This is a genomic window from Nocardia sp. 852002-20019_SCH5090214 (assembly GCF_001665865.1).
GTDB classification, from domain to species: Bacteria; Actinomycetota; Actinomycetes; order Mycobacteriales; family Mycobacteriaceae; genus Nocardia; species Nocardia nova.
This window is the reverse complement of record NZ_LZMK01000362.1, coordinates 1-569: the sequence shown is the minus strand read 5'-3', so window position 1 is coordinate 569 and position 569 is coordinate 1. Positions and strand designations below refer to the sequence as shown.

Annotated in this window: 1 protein-coding gene; it reads right to left on the bottom strand. The window is 61.9% G+C overall.

What is annotated here, in order from left to right:
• Positions 1 to 427 (bottom strand): relaxase domain-containing protein (locus tag A5780_RS27670; protein ID WP_156769694.1); only part of this gene is annotated, 427 nt, incomplete at its 3' end.
• Between the last annotated feature and the right edge of the window lie 142 nt (positions 428 to 569).

Sequence of the window (569 nt, the reverse complement as noted above, 5' to 3'; positions counted from 1 at the left end):
TTGGGCCTTGGGCACGGTTGTATTCGGCATAGGCGCGGGCGCACTCGAACCGGTAGCCAGCCTCGGCGACCACATATCGGTTATGCGGGCGGCCGAGCTGGGCCATCTTCGCGCCGTAGAGGCGGGCCACCCGCGGCGAGACACCATCGGCCATCTGCTCGGCTGCCAGCTGCGCGACGATCGCGTCCGCGTTCGGATGCATCCCGCGCCCGAACAAGGCCCGCATCTGGGATTCGGTGACGATGTCTCCCTCGACGATATCCAGGGCTCCCAACCCCGACCCCACCCAGCGACCCGGGGACTCGCCGCGCTCGCTGTAATAATCGGCGAGCTGTTGCGCGCCACGCTCATTGGCGTCATTCGTGGCGATATTCCGCAGGTAATACTCATAGCCGTCGCCGTACGCGATCTTCGCCAGCGACATCATGCATCCAGGCTACGCCGCTCCAGATTTCTCGTTATCTGTTCGTGACCTGGGAGCATGAGGTGTGAAAATTTTTGTGTGAGTGAGTGGTTGTGGGTGAGTGGTAGTGGGGGAATGTGGTTGTGAGAGTGGGTTGTGAGGTTAA